The organism is Paenalicyclobacillus cellulosilyticus, assembly GCF_014647315.1.
In the GTDB taxonomy this organism is placed as follows: domain Bacteria; phylum Bacillota; class Bacilli; order Alicyclobacillales; family Alicyclobacillaceae; genus Alicyclobacillus_J; species Alicyclobacillus_J cellulosilyticus.
In genome coordinates, this window is the sequence record NZ_BMOY01000047.1 from 1 (window position 1) to 16,300 (window position 16,300).

Consider the following 16,300-nt stretch of genomic DNA (forward strand, 5'->3'; position numbering starts at 1 on the left):
CTAAAGTGCGTGTGGTACAAACTTGGGCCTACAAACCCGCGTCACATCAAGGGTGGTGTCAAACTTGAGCTCGAACAAGGCCAATCCATCGCCCAGGTGGCCGAGAGCAAAGGCATCTCGGCAGACAACCTGGTCGCGCAGATGACCGCGAACGTCAAGACGAAGTTGGACCAGGCCGTGCAGGCGGGTAAATTGACCGCCGAAAAAGAACAACAAATCCTCAGCAACCTCACCGCGCGTCTGAAGCAACTGGTGCAACAACGAGGCCCGCTGGGGCACGGACGCGACAAGCACAGCCTCGCTCCCGCGAGCACCACGCCTGCCGAGACACAAGCATGAAGATAGGCAGAAAAGCGCGAGGCCGCTTTCCCTCTCGCCCGGGATGCGGCCTCATTCCACGCGTCCGCCGGAGAACGTTTCAGCAGCCACGACCCGTCCGCTCCGTTCCTCCTCCTCGGGAGGATACTCACGCTTTAGGCTTCCCCCGCTACATATGGATCTGCGCAGGTCGTGCTCCAGTTTGTTCGTTTTGAACGCATATGCCTGTGCCTGCATCGATGGCGTGTGCACCTGGTAGCGGTTCTTTCCTTTCCGTTTTGCCTCGTACATGGCGGCGTCCGCATGGCGGAGAAGGGCGGCCGCTGTATCGCCGCCAACCGGATAGACGGCGATCCCGACGCTTGCTGTCAGGTACAGTTCGTTCCCGTCAAAGGTGACCGGTTGTTCGAGGACTTGCAGGATCTTTTCGGCCACGTGTGTCGCATCTTCCATCTGCACATCGCGCAAAAGGACGGCAAACTCATCCCCGCCAAAACGAGCCAGCACGTCGCCTTGGTCGATGCACGCAGCCATGCGTTCCGCCGCTGTCTTCAGCACATGGTCTCCTGCATCATGCCCCAAGGCATCGTTGATCTGTTTGAAACGGTCGATGTCCACGAACAGGACGGCAGGTTTCGGACCACCTTGCGCAGCGGCAACCAACGCTTGCTCCAGTTGCTCAGAAAAATACCTGCGATTGAATCGCCCGGTTAGATGATCGAGATCGGCCAACATGCGAATACGTCGCTCCGCCTCGCGCTGCTGGGTCACATCCCGGCAGACGATGTAGACGCCCCGGACTTGCCCGTCTTGATAGATGGGAATCGCCGTGGCTTGCACGTAAACCATCTGTCCGTCTTTGCGCCGCAGCGTGCTGTCAAACACAAGGACTCCCCCGCTCAATACCTTGGCAAAAAGGGAGGCAGTGTCCGACTCCGGCGCAATCGCCGCCAGCACACCGGTGCCCATGCGGCGCAACTCGCTTAACGAGTAGTTCAACAAGCGCTGGGCGGCTGGATTCATATGCAGGATCCGTGCGGCGTGATCGAACGCCATGATGGAATCGGGATTGTGGAAAAATAATGAGAGAAACTCGTTCTCTTTATCCCGCAGTTCATTCATGTAGCCGGAGAGAATTTCCGCCTTTTTCTTCTGCAACTCGTCACTCTTGCGCTGATATCCGTTCCAAATCCATATCATCAGGCCGCAACATACGGGCGTATTCAGCCCGAGTGCCAACATCATCGGACGCCACCAAAGCCATGAAAACACGTCCGCCTGCTTCGGCGAACTGACCGCAAGCATGAAACCTGCCCCGCCCGCCGAAGCTATGCCCGCCGCGACGATCACGGCGCATACCCGCCAATGGGAGCGTCCGGAAAGCAACCATCTGAGCACAACCTTCACCCTTCCCCAACCCTGCCTTCCCGACGGGGATGTACATGAATCCATGCGGTGGATGGCAGCGCCACGCCGCGCGCAACACCTGATGATATTGTCATTTTTTATTACACATAACACGTGAGGATCTGGCTTTTTGCGCATACATCGGTATAATATTGTAATGTATTATAACACATCACAACATGGGTGAGGCTGTGTGTTGACACGTTTGTTGAAGTGGAGTGCGACGCAGAACGAGGAGTCCTCGGCGGATGTTCTCCGCCCACTGCGACCCCTTTATTACACCGCCAAAGTGACCGCGGACCGGATTGATGCGGCGGTCATCCACGTCAAGGAGACTGCGGCCACGCTGGTGGGGTTGAGCACACAAAGTGAAGCGACAGAGATACAGTTGCGGGACGACGCGGTTGTGGCCATGCGAGAAATGGAAGGCGCTGTATCGAGGATGAAAAAGGCGACGGAGATGTCGCAGGCGGTGGACCACTCCATGCAGCGCGTGCAAGAAGAGATTCAAACCATCACTGCGTTGTTCACAGCAGTGGAAGAGCTGTTGCAAAAATCTTCGAACACCATCCATCGACTCCACGACATTGTCCACGACACATCCCGCCGCGTGGACGAGTTTGTGATGCGAGTCGAATCGGTCCAGTCGGTGCTGGATGCAATCGAGAACATCGCCAGAGAAACCATGTTGTTGGCCCTCAACGCCGCCATCGAAGCGGCGCACGCCGGCCAGTCGGGCGCTGGCTTCTCCATTCTCGCGGAAGAAATCCGACAGTTGGCGGATAGAAGCCGGCAGACGCTGAAGACCAGCGTCGAGACGTTGGATCGCATCCGCGCGGACATGTCGTCGCTCAAGACGACAACCGCCAACAGTCACGCGTTCGTCGAAGCAGGAACAGCAGGTATCCAAGACGTGACCGCTCGCGTACACGAAGCCGCGCGTCACATTGAGGAAGTCGCCCGGCTGGCCCAAATCACCGCGGCCGCCGCCAGCAAACAACGAGAAACGTTCGAAGACACCCAACGCCAAATGGGCCATGCTTCCCGGACGCTGGAGAAGATGGTCCATGAACTCGACGAAATGCTGCAACTTGCATCTGAGCAACGCATCCAAGTCGAGAAGCTCGACTACCTGGCCAATCACTTGGCCGATACTTCGGCCCGCATGGGGGAAGCGTTGCGCAAATTGGATGATACGTTTGCGATGGAAACGCCAGGTGTGTCTGTGGACACGCGTCAACTCACGCAGATGCAACAGCAATTGGAAAACTTGGCCAAGCATCCCCGCATTCTGTCGATGGACCCGGAAGCACACGCGTCACTGTTATATGAATGGTTGCAAACGGAACATGCCATCGAAGCGGTGTGGTCCAACCGCAGCGACGGCTCATTCATTTATTCCGAGCCGCCTGCCGGTTTGGTCAACGCAAGTCACCGGCCCTGGTTCCAAGGGGCCATGTCCGGAGCGCCATTTATTTCACGCCCCTACATCTCAGCCATCACGCAACAGCCGTGTCTGACCATCGCCGTACCTGTCTTCGGGGACGACGGCTCGGTCATCGGATGCATCGGCGCAGACGTAAGGATTCAACTGTAAATTCAGAAAGAAAAGCACAAGTCCTATCCAAATCCTAATCAGACAGCATACACTGCTTCAACACCGGGCGCCGACAGAAGAATGAGCGGGCGCCCGGCGTGAATGAACTGAGTTTCACTACTCGAACATCGCCTTGGGTATGGCAGTGTGAACCCCAAATGTACGATTCGCCACTTGAGTAATGGTGAAATCCACACCTGCACTCATGAGAGAATAAGCTTCTCGAACCGTTAGGCCTTTGATGTCGGTGAGAAAACGAAGCGTGTATTTTGCTGCTTGCCGTGCGGCTTCGTTCAAGTCGGGCGAAAACCCATGAATCATCCACATCTCATTTGTCTCGATGACTGGCGTTGGCAAATAGAAATCTTTCCGCACCATCACCCGGATCAAGACGTGCAGAGACGATTCGATGGCGGTGCCGGTCAGTTCCCCGTCACCTTGAGCCGCGTGCGGATCGCCGAGGGAAAGGAGTGCGCCTTCCACGAACACAGGATAAAATGCCTTAGCACCTTTGCCGAGGCGCCAGTTGTCGACATTCCCGCCGTGATGACCGGGAGGAACGGTGCTCTGCCTTCCGCTCCACTCGGGGGCTACGCCGGCACACCCGACGTGTGGCCGCAACGGAACAGAAATAGAGCGAGAAATCGGTTCGCGTTGGACTTCATCGGCCGCAATGATCTGCCCCGGGACGTCGTAGCGTCCGGGGTAGGTAAACCGGAAGATGGGACGCGCCGTTCGGTACGCCTCGTCAAATTCATAGATCGTCACCCACTCCTCCGGGCCAAGGTCGGAATACAAATAGCCCCAACTGGCGGTCACATTGGAACCGTATGGATGTCTTGGGATCAGATCCAGGAACTGCACTTCCAACATATCGCCTGGTTGCGCGCCCGCCACATGGATGGGGCCAGTGAGGATGTGCTTTCCTGGACCTCGATCCGCCATCGCAACGTCTCCAAACAACTGTGCGATCGCTTCGTCCATCATCAGGTCCGGAGCATCCCCAGCATGATGGGTAATCGTTTCCACTTCAATCAAGTCACCTGAATCCACGTAGAGGACGGGTTGTAGATCGCGATTGAAATACCCCCAATGCACGGTGTCCTTTGTGGCGTAAAGCCGATGCAGCCTCAATTTGTCCGTCCTCCTTCTCTACCCGTCGGGGGATGAGAGAGTACCAAGCGTTCTGACCACTTGACCACCCACTTTAGCATCCGTTCATCTTGATCACGTGCAGCAATAACCGAGAAACCGACCGGCAGTCCGTCGACCACCATGGACGGGATGGTAATCTCCGGAAGACCTCCAAGTCCCGCAATGCAGGTGAACTGCATCAACTTTGACCGCCATCCTTCCAGCGTTGCGGTGTCCAGGCCGACTTTGGGTGCCCCGCCGGGTGCGGTTGGCATAAAAAGTACGGTGTTCTCGTCGAGCAGCGCCTTCAAACGCCGAATTGCGGAGGCCCGCAGCCTGCGAGCCAGCCTCTCCTCCTCTTCCGTGAGTTTCCTCGTCCAAGCGAAACGTTCCGCAATTCCAGGTCCGAATGTGGGGTGCACCGCCTCGATCCACGCCCCGTGCGTCTTCCAGATTTCGCGACCTTGCAGGACGCGAAACGCCCACTTCCACACCGCCAATCCTTCCGGTGCCACGGTTTCAAACCGGATGACGTCAAAATCGCTTTGCAGTCGTGCAAGCGCCTCGAGAAATGGATCGAGGACAGACGGCTCGGCCAGGTGCAGTATATCGACTGGAACGATACAACGGGTGAATCGTTTTGCCTCCATCCCGCCTCGACCGGGGTTTGCTTTGAAGAGAATGTCTCCTACCAAAGCCAAATCGGTCGCTGTGCGCGCCATCCAACCAACTGTACAAAAACTGGGTGCCAGCTTTACCACACCGTCCATGGATACTCGGCCATGTGTCGGACGAATCCCGTATATGCCACAGTAGCTGGATGGAACTCGGATGGACCCCCCCGTATCTGTGCCCAAGGCAAAATCTGTGAGTCCTGCCGCCACTGCAACGGCCGAACCACTCGAAGAACCTCCTGGCACGTGTCCAGGTGCACGCGGGTTGACGGGTGTACCATAATGGACGTTCTCTCCGTTCAGGCTGTACATCAATTCGTCAGTATGTGTCTTGCCTGTGAGCGTGGCTCCAGCCTCCAACAACAGGGCGACCACCTCAGCATGGCGTGATGCCGTTTTGTGCGTGCGCAACCAGTCCGGATTCCCCGCACCCGTTACATACCCGGCGACATCGATGTTGTCTTTGGCTGCAAACGTCTTTCCGTCCAATGGACCGGAAGCGAGTGGAGGAACGAGCACATCCGGCCTGAACATTGCCCCCCAACGATCGTCCATACGGGAAACTCCTTTTAAAATTCGCTTGATTGTTGACAGATGGCTTAAATCTATGCAATCCTGCTTTCATGCCTAAACATTCCTGATTCAGACCAACCTAAAGCTTTCCCCGGAAAATTGAACATCAACAAAAGCGGTTAACGTGAAGGGGAGTTGCTCCGATAACCAAGACCCACCCCATTGACCCGCAACGAGTTTCCCTCGTTTAAATACCCAGCGGTTTGGAGTTAACGACTGTAGAACCGAAAGCGGATCTGATGCATCCAACACAACCATATCGGCTTCGTTGCCAACACGTATTCCATATTTTGGATGTACCGCCAATCGACCTGGTACCAAACTGATCATTTTCAATGCGTTTTCTGCATCCGACGGCAGAAAGTGTCCACAGTAAGCAGCGAGGAGCGCTGCATCGATCAAATCTCCCCTCCCATACGGATGAAAGACATCCTGTATGTTATCCGACGCTGCAGCGACGAGGACACCCTTTTGTTGCAGCAGCTTAATCCGCGTCACACCACGACGCACGCTTGAGCGATCTTCTCTGCCCTGCAAATACAAATTGGCACCCGGCAAAGTCACGATACCTACACCTGCTTCTGCTACCCGTTCGACAATTTCCACGGCCTCAGCCTCGGGCATCGCGTCGAGCGAGACACAATGACCTGCAACGACAGGTGATGGAAAATCCCGATTTTTTACAAGGCGCGCGAGGTGGTCCAACGTCCGTACATCAGGGTTCAACGTTTCATCCACGTGAACATCCACACTCAACTCATGGCGATGAGCCAAACTCACAATCCAGTTCATATTTTCCTCTGGTTGCGGTGATAAATGAGGGGCTCCTCCGACTGCCACGAACGCTTCAGCCCTCTCTCGAAGCAACGTATCCACCTCGGGATGTTCGACCAAAGGACACATCAATACTACCTGGATGTCGAACTGACCCTTCAGCTCGTCACGAGCGGCTTGTATCCCTGCCAGAACCTCATCCACGTATCGACGATCATGGAAATTGATATGGGTGCGCAAGGTCGTCGTCCCATGCGATAAGGCCATCAACGCGACAGAAACTGTCCTCCGATAGACATCATCCGCCGTCAGAATGGCATGGTAGCGTTCAAATGCTTCGATGGCCGCAACAAGGGTTCCTGACGTACTAGGTGTAAATGGAAGCGTCAACGCCTTATCCAAATGGACATGGATATCCACAAAACCCGGCAAAAGGAGGCGACCAGCGAGGTCATACCGATCTGCCCGCACTTGTGGCGGCCATGTCTCGAGATGCACTGATTGATCTTCATGGGACGACTCTGAGAATAAAGTCGGATACACGTCATGGATAAATCCATCCTGCACGTGTACGTCAAAAAGGCCAGGGCGATCCAGCAAATGTACGCGACATAACGTAAAGGTCGAGGGCAATTGTACCAGTGTCTGTGGTGTAACAACCATTATATCTAGACCTCCGATTCAGATGGTCGGATAACCGGAAGATAAATACGGGAAGGATGGTGAGAGCTCGAAGCCACAGCCACCGTTGCAATCTGCAGCTTTTCTGGCCCGATATGAGCGAGTTCGTTCTCGTTTACGTGGTTAGGGTACCGCGCGATGAGCGGAAACGCACTTCCGGTCAATTCCAGTCGAATTGATTCACCTTGCTTCAGTTGCACCGCGATTGGCCTCATCATGATGGTTAATTCCAACCACCCATCCATAGACGAATTCTGAGCGTGATCGATATATCCGATGTTCACTTCCTGCTCCAGAGAAGGGACGAACCCTCGGCCAATGGACAAGAATTTCGCCGTTCCATCCTCACCAACAACCGTTAAAACGACAACAAGATCGGTTGGTCCGCCGAGGGCGTTCACCCACACCACCACACGCGGTGAACCAGCAACGTGTATGGGTTTCGGCAAAGGAGAGCTCGTATAAACCAAGATTTCATTTCTCTGTTGAATTTCACTTCGGTCTACAGGGAGAAAAGACTCGCAGGGCATCGGCAGACGAGCGTCATATACGAACAGGTCCAACGATGAATGCGATGGATTCGAACCCTCACAAAGATTGCCCCCACCTAACGCACCATTGGCAGGATCGTCAACGGAGGTCAAGTACCAAACCTTGTGTTCTTCAATTGTATCCACCGGCCATGCATTTGCTGTCCTCCATACATTGCTTCCAAGTTCAAAATATCGAACAAGTGGAATTTCATTGATGTCCCCCTCACCGTGCAACCAATATTTGAACCAACGCACCAACTCTCGATCCACGTGACCGGCGGCCATACGGCCAAAAGAACTTCCTGCCACCCTTTCACCCCACGGTATGTGGGCCCAAGGCCCAATCAGCAGCCGTTGTTGGCGTGCCGCCTCGTTTCCAGATTGGAAAATCGCCTCAAACGTCTGCAGTGTTCCGTGAAGATATGGATCAAACCATCCTCCAATGTGGTACGCTGGCACACACCATTCCGTAAGTTTAGGTAGAAGATTGCGGGCAACCCAGTAATCGTCATACGTGGAGTGTTCTACCCAGTCACGATAAAAGGGGGCAAGATCAGTAATCTCAGGAAGTTCATTCAACGGAAGATGACGCAACCACGGCCCTGGATTCACCATGATTTCTGTTAATCGTTCTTCTATGTTCGGAAGATGCCTGCGCCTCGCTTCGTCCCTGGCCAATTGAGCTGCCCACGGTAACGTCACCCCGATGGAAAGCCGACCGAGTGGGTAAAACCACCCGTGAAAGAGGTCAGCAGCGCACATGGCCGGCGCGATGGCTACCAAGTGAGGAGGACGGGCGGCCGCAGCCGCCAACTGGGTATAACCTTGATAAGAAAAACCGTACATACCCACTTTTCCATTGCTTCCGGGCAGACGGGCTGCCCATTCCACTGCATCATACCCGTCCTCTATCTCTTGAATGAAAGGTTCAAAAACGCCCAAGGAATCGCCGCGCCCGCGCACGTCTTGCACAACAACGATAAATCCATGGCGTGCGTACCATATCGGATGGGCATAGGTGACGGTAGAGGCGATTCTCCTCCCGTACGGTTGACGCATCAATAGGATAGGCAATGGCTTATCCATTTCTTCGGGACGGTAAATATCAGCAAATAACACTGTACCGTCCCGCATCTCACAAGGGACTGCACGCTCGACCGTAACACCGCCTAGTTTACTCACCCTTGAAGGCACCCTTTCACGGCCATCTTTACTTAAACACTGCGGATTTATTTCTGGGGAATAAACTGATTGGTAAACGCCCCGTCGACCTTAAATCCAGGCTTGAGCAGCCCCACTTGTTCCAATTGCTTCGCAAGCTGTTGCCAGCGTGCCTTGGTCATGTAACCGATGCCGTGCACCTGTGCATCCCCGCCCTGGATGAGAGGCTTCTCTTGCTCCCAAGCAAAATGCATCAACGCTGGGCTCATATCTGGATTAAGTTTCTTGATCTGTGCGTGAGCCGGTCCGGGATCTTTGAAATAGTGTCTCCAGCCCTGTTGTGAGGCTTTAACATATTTTGCCACGATATCCGGATGCTTCTGAATCTCCTCTTCCGTGGTAAATAAGACATTTTGATATGGATTGAACCCTGAGTCCGCGATGAGCTTGTACTGAACCTTGACCCCTTTATTCTTCAGCACCCACGGCTCATTTGTCACAAACCCTTGAATTACAGCATTTGGAGAGTGAATGAACGGAACAAGGGAACCTGTATACTGCATCTGCTGCGCCTGATCCAAATGGTATTTTAATACTAAATATTTCCAGTACGGAGAGGCACTGGACACATAGACCGGATGACCATTCATGTCCGAAAATCCATGGATCGGTTGACCAGCATGCCAAATGAGTACCTGTGGATCTGTCTGAAAGACAGCGAAGATGGCCACGACCGGAATTCCTTGCGCTCGAGCAAGCAAAATGGTGTCTGCACTTGCCATCCCAAAAGTGTATTTTCCAGATGCAACCAGAGGAACGGTAGACACCTGTGGTCCACCTTGATCCGTCTTCATATTGAGGCCCATCTTTTGATACAGGCCTGTCACCTGCGCATCAAATTGGCCTCCTTCCTCTGGCTCGGCAAACCAATTCATGACTTGGGAGACACTAGGATTCGTTTGGTATTTTTTATGTTTGAAAGCGGCCGAAGCTTCTCCGGCCAACAATGTGATGGAACTAGCCGCTAATGTGGTAAGTCCTGCGAAAACCCTTCTCATTATCCGATTCATAAGAACAATTTCCTCCTTCAATTCCTGTATTTGTGCGCTTCATTCTGGAACTTTGAAACCAAACTGCAGGTCACTTCGTTAAGTACATTGGCTTAATCCTTGACCAACGCAGATTCATGCCACCTCCCGATGCAAAGGGTGGAGATCAGATTGACCAATCCGAAGTGAAAGATTCCAAGGACAGCACTTGCGAACACAGCTGCGAAGAGATAATCCATTTGCAAGTTCTGCGACGTCTCTGTAATCAGGTATCCTAGACCACCGGTAGAACCCCCCATCCCCGCTACGAACTGACCTACAATGGCTCCAATGACAGCCAGGCCAGCTGAGATTTTCAGACCTGCAAACATTTGAGGCAATGCACTGGGAAATCGTACCTTTACAGCCATCATCCACCGAGATCGATTGTACATCTTTACCAGGCTGATCAAATTTTGATCTGTCGAAAGAAATCCGAAGTTCGTGTTGGATATGATAGGAAAAACTGCAATCAGAAATGCAATCACCACAATCGCTCGCATGCCTGCGCCCACCCATATGATGACAAGTGGAGCCACGGCGACAATTGGTACGGTTTGCAGCAGGATGGCGTAAGGATACAAGCTGCGTTCTATCCATTTCGCCTGCGACATGATGAAGGCAACGGCCACTCCAATCACAATGCTGAGCAAGAAACCGAAAAACGCACTCTCCAATGTGATCCAAGTTGCATCCCATAATGTAGACCAGTGCACGATGATAGCCCAAAATACTTGCACTGGCGTAGGAATGAGATATGGCGGAATCCGGCCTAACACACACACAGCTTGCCACAGGATAAGAAAACCAATGAAGATGAGTGCAGGCGGAAGATATCGTCTCACCCACGTCATTCCACCCATGAAAGACCACCTCAATCCCCGAGCAGTTGGACAGCCTTGGCGACCATGTTCATGAAATCAGGTGTACCGATCACCTCTCTTGAGCGCGGATAAGGCGTCTCAATGCTCAACTCTGCCCGAACGGTGCCTGGATTTGCCTGCATGACGACCACTCGCGATGACAAATAGACTGCCTCAAACACGTTGTGTGTCACGAAGACCACCGTCATTCCAAACCGTTGCCACAAACGAAGCAGTTCTTCCTGCAGCCGCTCCCGTGTAATCTCATCCAATGCCGCAAAAGGTTCATCAAGTAACAACAATTTTGGATTTGAAACCAGCGCGCGGGCGATGGAAACGCGCATTTTCATCCCACCGGACAATTGTCGTGGTAACTTGTTCGCTACACTATCCAATCCGACCATTGCCAACATTTCCATCGCTCGTGAGAGTCTTTCCCGTTTGGGGACTCCCATCAGTTCTAACGGGAGAGCCACATTTGCGAGCACGGATCGCCACGGCATCAGTGTGGGTTCTTGAAAGACGAACGATAGCTCTCCACGGCGATTAAACAACTCACCAGCTGGCGAACCCAATACTTCCACAGAACCTGATGTGACGGTCTGTAACCCCGCAATCGTGCGCAGGATGGTTGATTTACCGCAACCAGACGGCCCCAGCAGAGAGACGAACTCACCTTCACGCACCGTCAGGTTGACGTCTCGCAATGCCCAAGTCTCGCCATCATAACACATTCCGACATCTCTGAGGACGATAGCAACTGGCCGAGCTTCCATAGCTGGATTAGGAAAGGTTAACGCCATATTCTCGCCTCCAAAACCCCTCGTTGCTTAGACGGCCTGTTCTGCGTTCTCTTCGATATTGAGTTTGAGTGGATTGAGAAGTCCAAATGGGTCATTCATTCGTTTCACTTCAAGCAACTTCTTCTTTTCAGGCGAACGCCCGCCGTACTCCAACCGCCAAGTGTGCGGATTGGCGATAAACACTCCAATGGACTCACAGCGCTGGATGACCGCGTCAAGATGTACGTCATCCTTGTAAGGAAGCAGAGGCAAGCCGGACACCGTCAACACATCCTGGCTCTTCATCAATTCAATGTGCATCAATAGGTCCGGGAATTCTGATTTAAGTATTTGAATCTGATTCTCCCAGGTTTGGATAGAGAACTGTGCTTGAAGATAGGTCATATTAGGATCTTGCTTTCGGGCCCACAGTGTCGTGTGGTTCCACGTAAAATCTGACAACCCCGTCCCGCGATGATACGCCTCCGGCCCGATGTGCAGGGCGATGTCTCCTCTAAACTCATTGACGTACTTCAAAAGCCGTTCTGCACCCTCTGTACCAACTTCGAGCAAACACACGGCGCGGTCGCGAGGCAGCCGTATCGGAGAAAAATACGATGGAATGGGCCATTCATGAATTGATACCAACCGTTTAGGCAGCGCTTCGTCGTGCGCCAGTGCCAAGCCAAACCTAAGAGCCAAGATAAAATCAGAGAATGCAATTGCCCATTGTTCCCACTCCACCTTTGGCGCCAGGGCTATATGAAGCTCTGACACTACGCCTGACGTACCGTAATTGTGGATGTACGGAATGACCTCATCTCCTTCTACCAAGACGGTACGCGGTTGACTTTCTACGGTCTTCACCTTCAACTTCCGAACCCATCCGTCCCAAACTGTACCCCATTTGATGGATCCGATGCCTCCAGACCCCCCCGCGACGAAACCACCGATGGTGGCCGTACGAAATGTACTTGGATACACCCGCAACTCCCACCCGTGTCTGCGCGCGAATCTTTCCATGCGTCCCATGCGCGCACCTGCTCGGGCCACCATGATCCCATTTTCAATCCCAAGGATTTGGTCCAAACTCGACATGTCCAGTACTATGCCACCGCACATAGGTACCGACTGTCCGTAATTCCCTGTACCGCTGCCACGAACGGTGATAGGTACTTCATACTCAGCCGCAATACTCAACACCATATCGAGCTCCGCGTCCGTGTGAGGGCGAACGATACAGTCAGCCACGCACGAGCTCAATTCACGTTCCAACACAGGAGAAAAATGAAAATAATCCCTCGAAAATTTCATGCGGCTGTGTGTATCAGTAAACACAGTCTCACCGGGGAGAACTTGTTTTAATTTAGAAAGCCATTCAGTTTTCATAAACTTTCCTCCTCTTTCCGCGACTTCAGTTCCAATGACAAACTACGCATTGCGGTGCAATCGTTTTGTCTAATCTGAATCAAATGTGCTAGGAGCGTGTCCGAGTATTCGATTTTCCTGTATAAAATGCTCATGGAACTGTATATCATCGCTGTTTTTACTCAGCATTTCGCATGTACATGCAGTAAATTTGATTACTCGGACACGCTCCTAGGTGCAAAGTTGGCTATCTCAGACAAAACAGATGTCAGTTTCGTCACCATTGCGTTGTAGAGACGTTTGCCCAACTCACACGTGGCATGGGACGCATCTCCAATCACGCCTGATGTGGTCAAATCCGATGTTTTCCAAGCGAAAGCGACCGCACCCTCAAGTGTCAACTCCTTCAAATGAGGGAGAAATTCCGGATACTCGCTCACTATATTTTCCATATCTACCCATTCTGGCATCAGCGCCATCACTAAAGACGTCTCATGTGCCCCGGCATGTATACCGTACAACGACTCTCTCTCGTTCAGAATGATTCCTTCGTGCAAAGCACCGGCATGGATCACAAACACCCATAGACCGGTCCTCATCCGAATTTCCCGCGCAGCCACGTGCATCAAGCCCACATTGCCACCATGCCCGTTGAGAAACACCACCTTCTTAAAACCGCAGCGGCTTAGTGATTCACCGACTTCCATTAAAACGCGCAATGTAGTATCCGCGCTGAGTGCCACCGTTCCAGAAAAACCAATGTGTTCCATGCTGTAGCTGAGCGCAATTGGATACAAGAAATAGAAAGGATGGTCTGGCGGCAGGCGACGCAGCGCACCAACGAGTAGAGACTGAACGATGATCGCATCAGTAAACAGAGGTAAATGAGGGCCGTGTTGTTCAGTAGCTCCGACCGGAACAATAACAACCCCGCCCTCCTTAGCGATTTGCCCGGCGCGCGTCGCAGAATGGCGAGGCAAGAACCTCTCTGACAATTCCTTGGTCATTCCGTTCCACCAGTATCGCGCGTCGGTCATTCATTGCCCCTCCTGGGTTGGCGTAAGATGGAGCCTTACCGTTACACATAGGACTCGTATAGTCTGATGCCTTATAAGTCATCTTTACTGACGATATTAGGTTGCATCGCGGTATGTGTCAAGTTATATAACCAAATTTGTGCACATTAACTTGCTCAGACTCATATTCAGTGTACATATGTCATATTATATTCGATAATAACCCCTTATCGCCGATGAAATATCTTGTGAAATATCTTGCGTTAAAATCTTTTATGTAATATATTCTTACTCAAAAGTGGTTTCGGGGGTGGTATCCATCTTCCGGTTGGGTCATTCCCATCGCGTATGGAGAATCTCAAAAGACGAAGTTGACATTACATACCCGCAGGAAAGCATTCGCGCTGTCCGTTTCAGAGCACAACCGAAAAACCTGACGGTTGATCTCAACCGCTGCGCTGTAATGGTTATCGACATGCAGAACGATTTTTGCTCCCCGGGAGGATGGTTGCATTCCGTGGGTGTGGATATCGAACGCGTGCGGCGCGTTGTTCCACCTCTGCAAGTGCTCCTTCCGTTTGCACGCAAAGAAGGCATTCCTGTCATTTGGGTCAACTGGGGCAATCGGCCCGACCGGCTAAACCTCAGCCCGGCGACGCTTTTCGTTTACAAGCGGGATGAGGATGAAATCGGCATCGGTGAAGCGTTGCCTCATAACGGATCGAAGGTTCTTGAAAAGGGAAGTTGGGGGGCGGACATCATCGAAGAACTTCCTCGGGATGAACGAGATGTGTATGTCGACAAATTCCGGATGAGCGGCTTTTGGGACACACCGCTGGACAGCATTCTACGCAACATGGGCGTGACCACGCTTTTCTTCTGCGGGGTAAACACCGATCAATGCGTGATGTCTACGCTGCAAGACGCTTGTTTCCTCGGTTACGACTGTGTTCTCTTAGAGGACTGCACCGCCACGACATCGCCAGACTTCTGCTGGGAAGCGACGCTCTACAACGTGAAGCAGTGTTATGGATTTGTTTCCACTTCCACCGCCTTGATTCAGGCGACGGCAGAGTCGGAAACAAAGAACCGACAAACCTAATGGGAGGTTGGTTTTCTTGAATCAATACCCTATGCTGTGCGGAACACTAGATGATTACCCTGTGTACAAAATCAAAGCCCAAGATACCAATAAGTTTGCACTTCTCTGCGACTCGAACCAAGCGCCTCTTCCTTTCATGATGTGCATCGAAATATTCGATGTCGGTGGCGCCACGCCGCCCAATGAGCACAAGGAGGCATTTGAGCACTTCTTTGTGCTGTATGGCACAGGTCGCGCCTTCATAGGAGAGACGGAAGTCCATTTGCAACCAGGTGCTCATGTGCTCGTGCCCCCGAAGACGCCGCACGTGCTGGAGAACACCGGGAATACTCGGTTGTATGTCGTGACTACGATGATTCCAGATGAGAACTTTTCTACTCTTATTCGCTCTGGCATTCCGGCCCGATTGGATGAGGAAGATCAAGCGATCCTAAGACGGATCCTAAATTAAAGTTTCAATAAAGTTCGCGGTATTGAGCTTGGCAAGCCTCTGTCCTTTGACAACACCAGATGCGGTATGGAAAAACTGCTCACGTGGATGCGGACGCTCATGGCCGATCACGTCTGTGACCATGTGGTATTCGGCGTCGAGCCCACCGGGCACTATTGGATGAATCTGGCTCAGTTCCTTCGCCAGCACGGGATTGACGTCGTTCTGGTCAATCCACTGCATGTGAAGAAGAGCAAAGAGCTGGACGACAATAACCCGACGAAGAATGACCACAAGGACGCCCGTGTCATCTCGCAATTAGTCAAAGACGGACGCTATTCCGTACCCAATATCCCTAAGGACGTCTACGCGGAGCTACGCGTGGGGATGAATCAACGAGAGCGTCTGCTCGAAGACATCAAACGAGTGCAGGTCCGCATCCACAATTGGCTCGACCGGTTTTTCCCGGAGTTCACGGAGGTGTTTCGGGACTGGGAAGGCAAAGCGGTGTTGGTATGTCTGTAAGCGTCAAATCCCGCCCACCTTGCATTCCCTCCACGGCTGCACCAAACTCATGCATGACGAACAACCCCGCCGGGGAACCAGCGGGGCAGTTTCACATGCTATGCTTTTTTCGACCGCCTGCGGATTCGCTCTGGCAGACGCTCCGACCACGGCAGCAAGTCGTCCATCGCTGTCCGGTCGTCAGTCTGTGTAGCCGCTCACGTTGTTTGGCGGTGAATTTCTCACCGCCATTGGCGTGAGAGTTGTACCGACATTCCGCCATCTTGGTGGTCGT

At 52.8% G+C, this 16,300-nt stretch carries 13 protein-coding genes and 2 pseudogenes; 5 read left to right on the top strand and 10 right to left on the bottom strand.

Annotated elements, in window-relative coordinates; all coding sequences use genetic code 11:
- Positions 1 to 339 (top strand): annotated as a pseudogene (locus IEX97_RS11575) (hypothetical protein); the annotation flags it as partial.
- A gap of 51 nt (positions 340 to 390) precedes the next feature.
- On the opposite strand, the gene IEX97_RS11580 reads toward IEX97_RS11575, so the two are convergent.
- Entirely contained in the window at positions 391 to 1,725 is a 1,335-nt protein-coding gene (locus IEX97_RS11580; protein ID WP_188883188.1) for a sensor domain-containing diguanylate cyclase, read from the bottom strand.
- A 196-nt stretch (positions 1,726 to 1,921) separates the two neighbouring features.
- Between IEX97_RS11580 and IEX97_RS11585 the strand changes: the two genes are divergently transcribed.
- Complete coding sequence (locus IEX97_RS11585; protein ID WP_188883189.1) at positions 1,922 to 3,322, top strand: methyl-accepting chemotaxis protein; 1,401 nt, start codon at positions 1,922 to 1,924, stop codon at positions 3,320 to 3,322.
- 117 nt (positions 3,323 to 3,439) lie between these two features.
- Here the strand turns inward: IEX97_RS11585 and IEX97_RS11590 are convergent, their stop codons facing one another.
- The 9 genes from IEX97_RS11590 to IEX97_RS11630 form a co-directional block, all read right to left on the bottom strand.
- Positions 3,440 to 4,456 (bottom strand): acetamidase/formamidase family protein, encoded by a 1,017-nt coding sequence (locus IEX97_RS11590; protein WP_229776854.1) that lies wholly within the window; start codon positions 4,454 to 4,456, stop codon positions 3,440 to 3,442.
- Positions 4,453 to 5,685, bottom strand: coding sequence for an amidase (locus tag IEX97_RS11595; protein ID WP_188883191.1), 1,233 nt, complete (start codon positions 5,683 to 5,685; stop codon positions 4,453 to 4,455). Before IEX97_RS11595 ends, IEX97_RS11590 begins: the two co-directional genes overlap by 4 nt.
- A gap of 87 nt (positions 5,686 to 5,772) precedes the next feature.
- Positions 5,773 to 7,140, bottom strand: a complete 1,368-nt coding sequence (locus tag IEX97_RS11600; protein WP_188883192.1) for an amidohydrolase family protein — start codon at positions 7,138 to 7,140, stop codon at positions 5,773 to 5,775.
- Between the two features lie 5 nt (positions 7,141 to 7,145).
- A complete protein-coding gene (locus IEX97_RS11605; protein WP_229776855.1) occupies positions 7,146 to 8,873 on the bottom strand; it encodes a CocE/NonD family hydrolase in 1,728 nt (575 codons plus the stop codon).
- Positions 8,874 to 8,920: 47 nt separating this feature from the next.
- Entirely contained in the window at positions 8,921 to 9,922 is a 1,002-nt protein-coding gene (locus tag IEX97_RS11610) for an ABC transporter substrate-binding protein (RefSeq protein WP_188883193.1), read from the bottom strand.
- A 92-nt stretch (positions 9,923 to 10,014) separates the two neighbouring features.
- Entirely contained in the window at positions 10,015 to 10,803 is a 789-nt protein-coding gene (locus IEX97_RS11615; protein ID WP_188883195.1) for an ABC transporter permease, read from the bottom strand.
- Between the two features lie 11 nt (positions 10,804 to 10,814).
- Positions 10,815 to 11,606, bottom strand: coding sequence for an ABC transporter ATP-binding protein (locus IEX97_RS11620; protein WP_188883197.1), 792 nt, complete (start codon positions 11,604 to 11,606; stop codon positions 10,815 to 10,817).
- Between the two features lie 27 nt (positions 11,607 to 11,633).
- Entirely contained in the window at positions 11,634 to 12,974 is a 1,341-nt protein-coding gene (locus tag IEX97_RS11625) for an FAD-binding oxidoreductase (RefSeq protein WP_188883199.1), read from the bottom strand.
- A 194-nt stretch (positions 12,975 to 13,168) separates the two neighbouring features.
- Positions 13,169 to 13,990 carry a creatininase family protein gene (locus IEX97_RS11630; RefSeq protein WP_188883200.1) on the bottom strand — a complete coding sequence of 274 codons (822 nt, stop codon included), beginning with the start codon at positions 13,988 to 13,990 and terminating at the stop codon, positions 13,169 to 13,171.
- A gap of 289 nt (positions 13,991 to 14,279) precedes the next feature.
- Between IEX97_RS11630 and IEX97_RS11635 the strand changes: the two genes are divergently transcribed.
- The 3 genes and pseudogenes from IEX97_RS11635 to IEX97_RS11645 all read left to right on the top strand — a co-directional run.
- Positions 14,280 to 15,071 (top strand): cysteine hydrolase family protein, encoded by a 792-nt coding sequence (locus tag IEX97_RS11635; RefSeq protein WP_229776856.1) that lies wholly within the window; start codon positions 14,280 to 14,282, stop codon positions 15,069 to 15,071.
- 16 nt (positions 15,072 to 15,087) lie between these two features.
- Positions 15,088 to 15,522 carry a cupin domain-containing protein gene (locus IEX97_RS11640; protein ID WP_229776857.1) on the top strand — a complete coding sequence of 145 codons (435 nt, stop codon included), beginning with the start codon at positions 15,088 to 15,090 and terminating at the stop codon, positions 15,520 to 15,522.
- A gap of 15 nt (positions 15,523 to 15,537) precedes the next feature.
- Positions 15,538 to 16,023, top strand: a pseudogene (locus tag IEX97_RS11645) (IS110 family transposase); the annotation flags it as partial.
- Positions 16,024 to 16,300 lie beyond the last annotated feature (277 nt).

Bases quoted from the DNA above. Each gene is read 5' to 3' on its own strand.
- IEX97_RS11595 (WP_188883191.1), bottom strand. From the start codon at position 5,685: ATGGACGATCGTTGGGGGGCAATGTTCAGGCCGGATGTGCTCGTTCCT.
- IEX97_RS11600 (WP_188883192.1), bottom strand. From the start codon at position 7,140: ATGGTTGTTACACCACAGACACTGGTACAATTGCCCTCGACCTTTACG.
- IEX97_RS11610 (WP_188883193.1), bottom strand. From the start codon at position 9,922: ATGAATCGGATAATGAGAAGGGTTTTCGCAGGACTTACCACATTAGCG.
- IEX97_RS11615 (WP_188883195.1), bottom strand. From the start codon at position 10,803: ATGGGTGGAATGACGTGGGTGAGACGATATCTTCCGCCTGCACTCATC.
- IEX97_RS11620 (WP_188883197.1), bottom strand. From the start codon at position 11,606: ATGGCGTTAACCTTTCCTAATCCAGCTATGGAAGCTCGGCCAGTTGCT.
- IEX97_RS11625 (WP_188883199.1), bottom strand. From the start codon at position 12,974: ATGAAAACTGAATGGCTTTCTAAATTAAAACAAGTTCTCCCCGGTGAG.
- IEX97_RS11630 (WP_188883200.1), bottom strand. From the start codon at position 13,990: ATGACCGACGCGCGATACTGGTGGAACGGAATGACCAAGGAATTGTCA.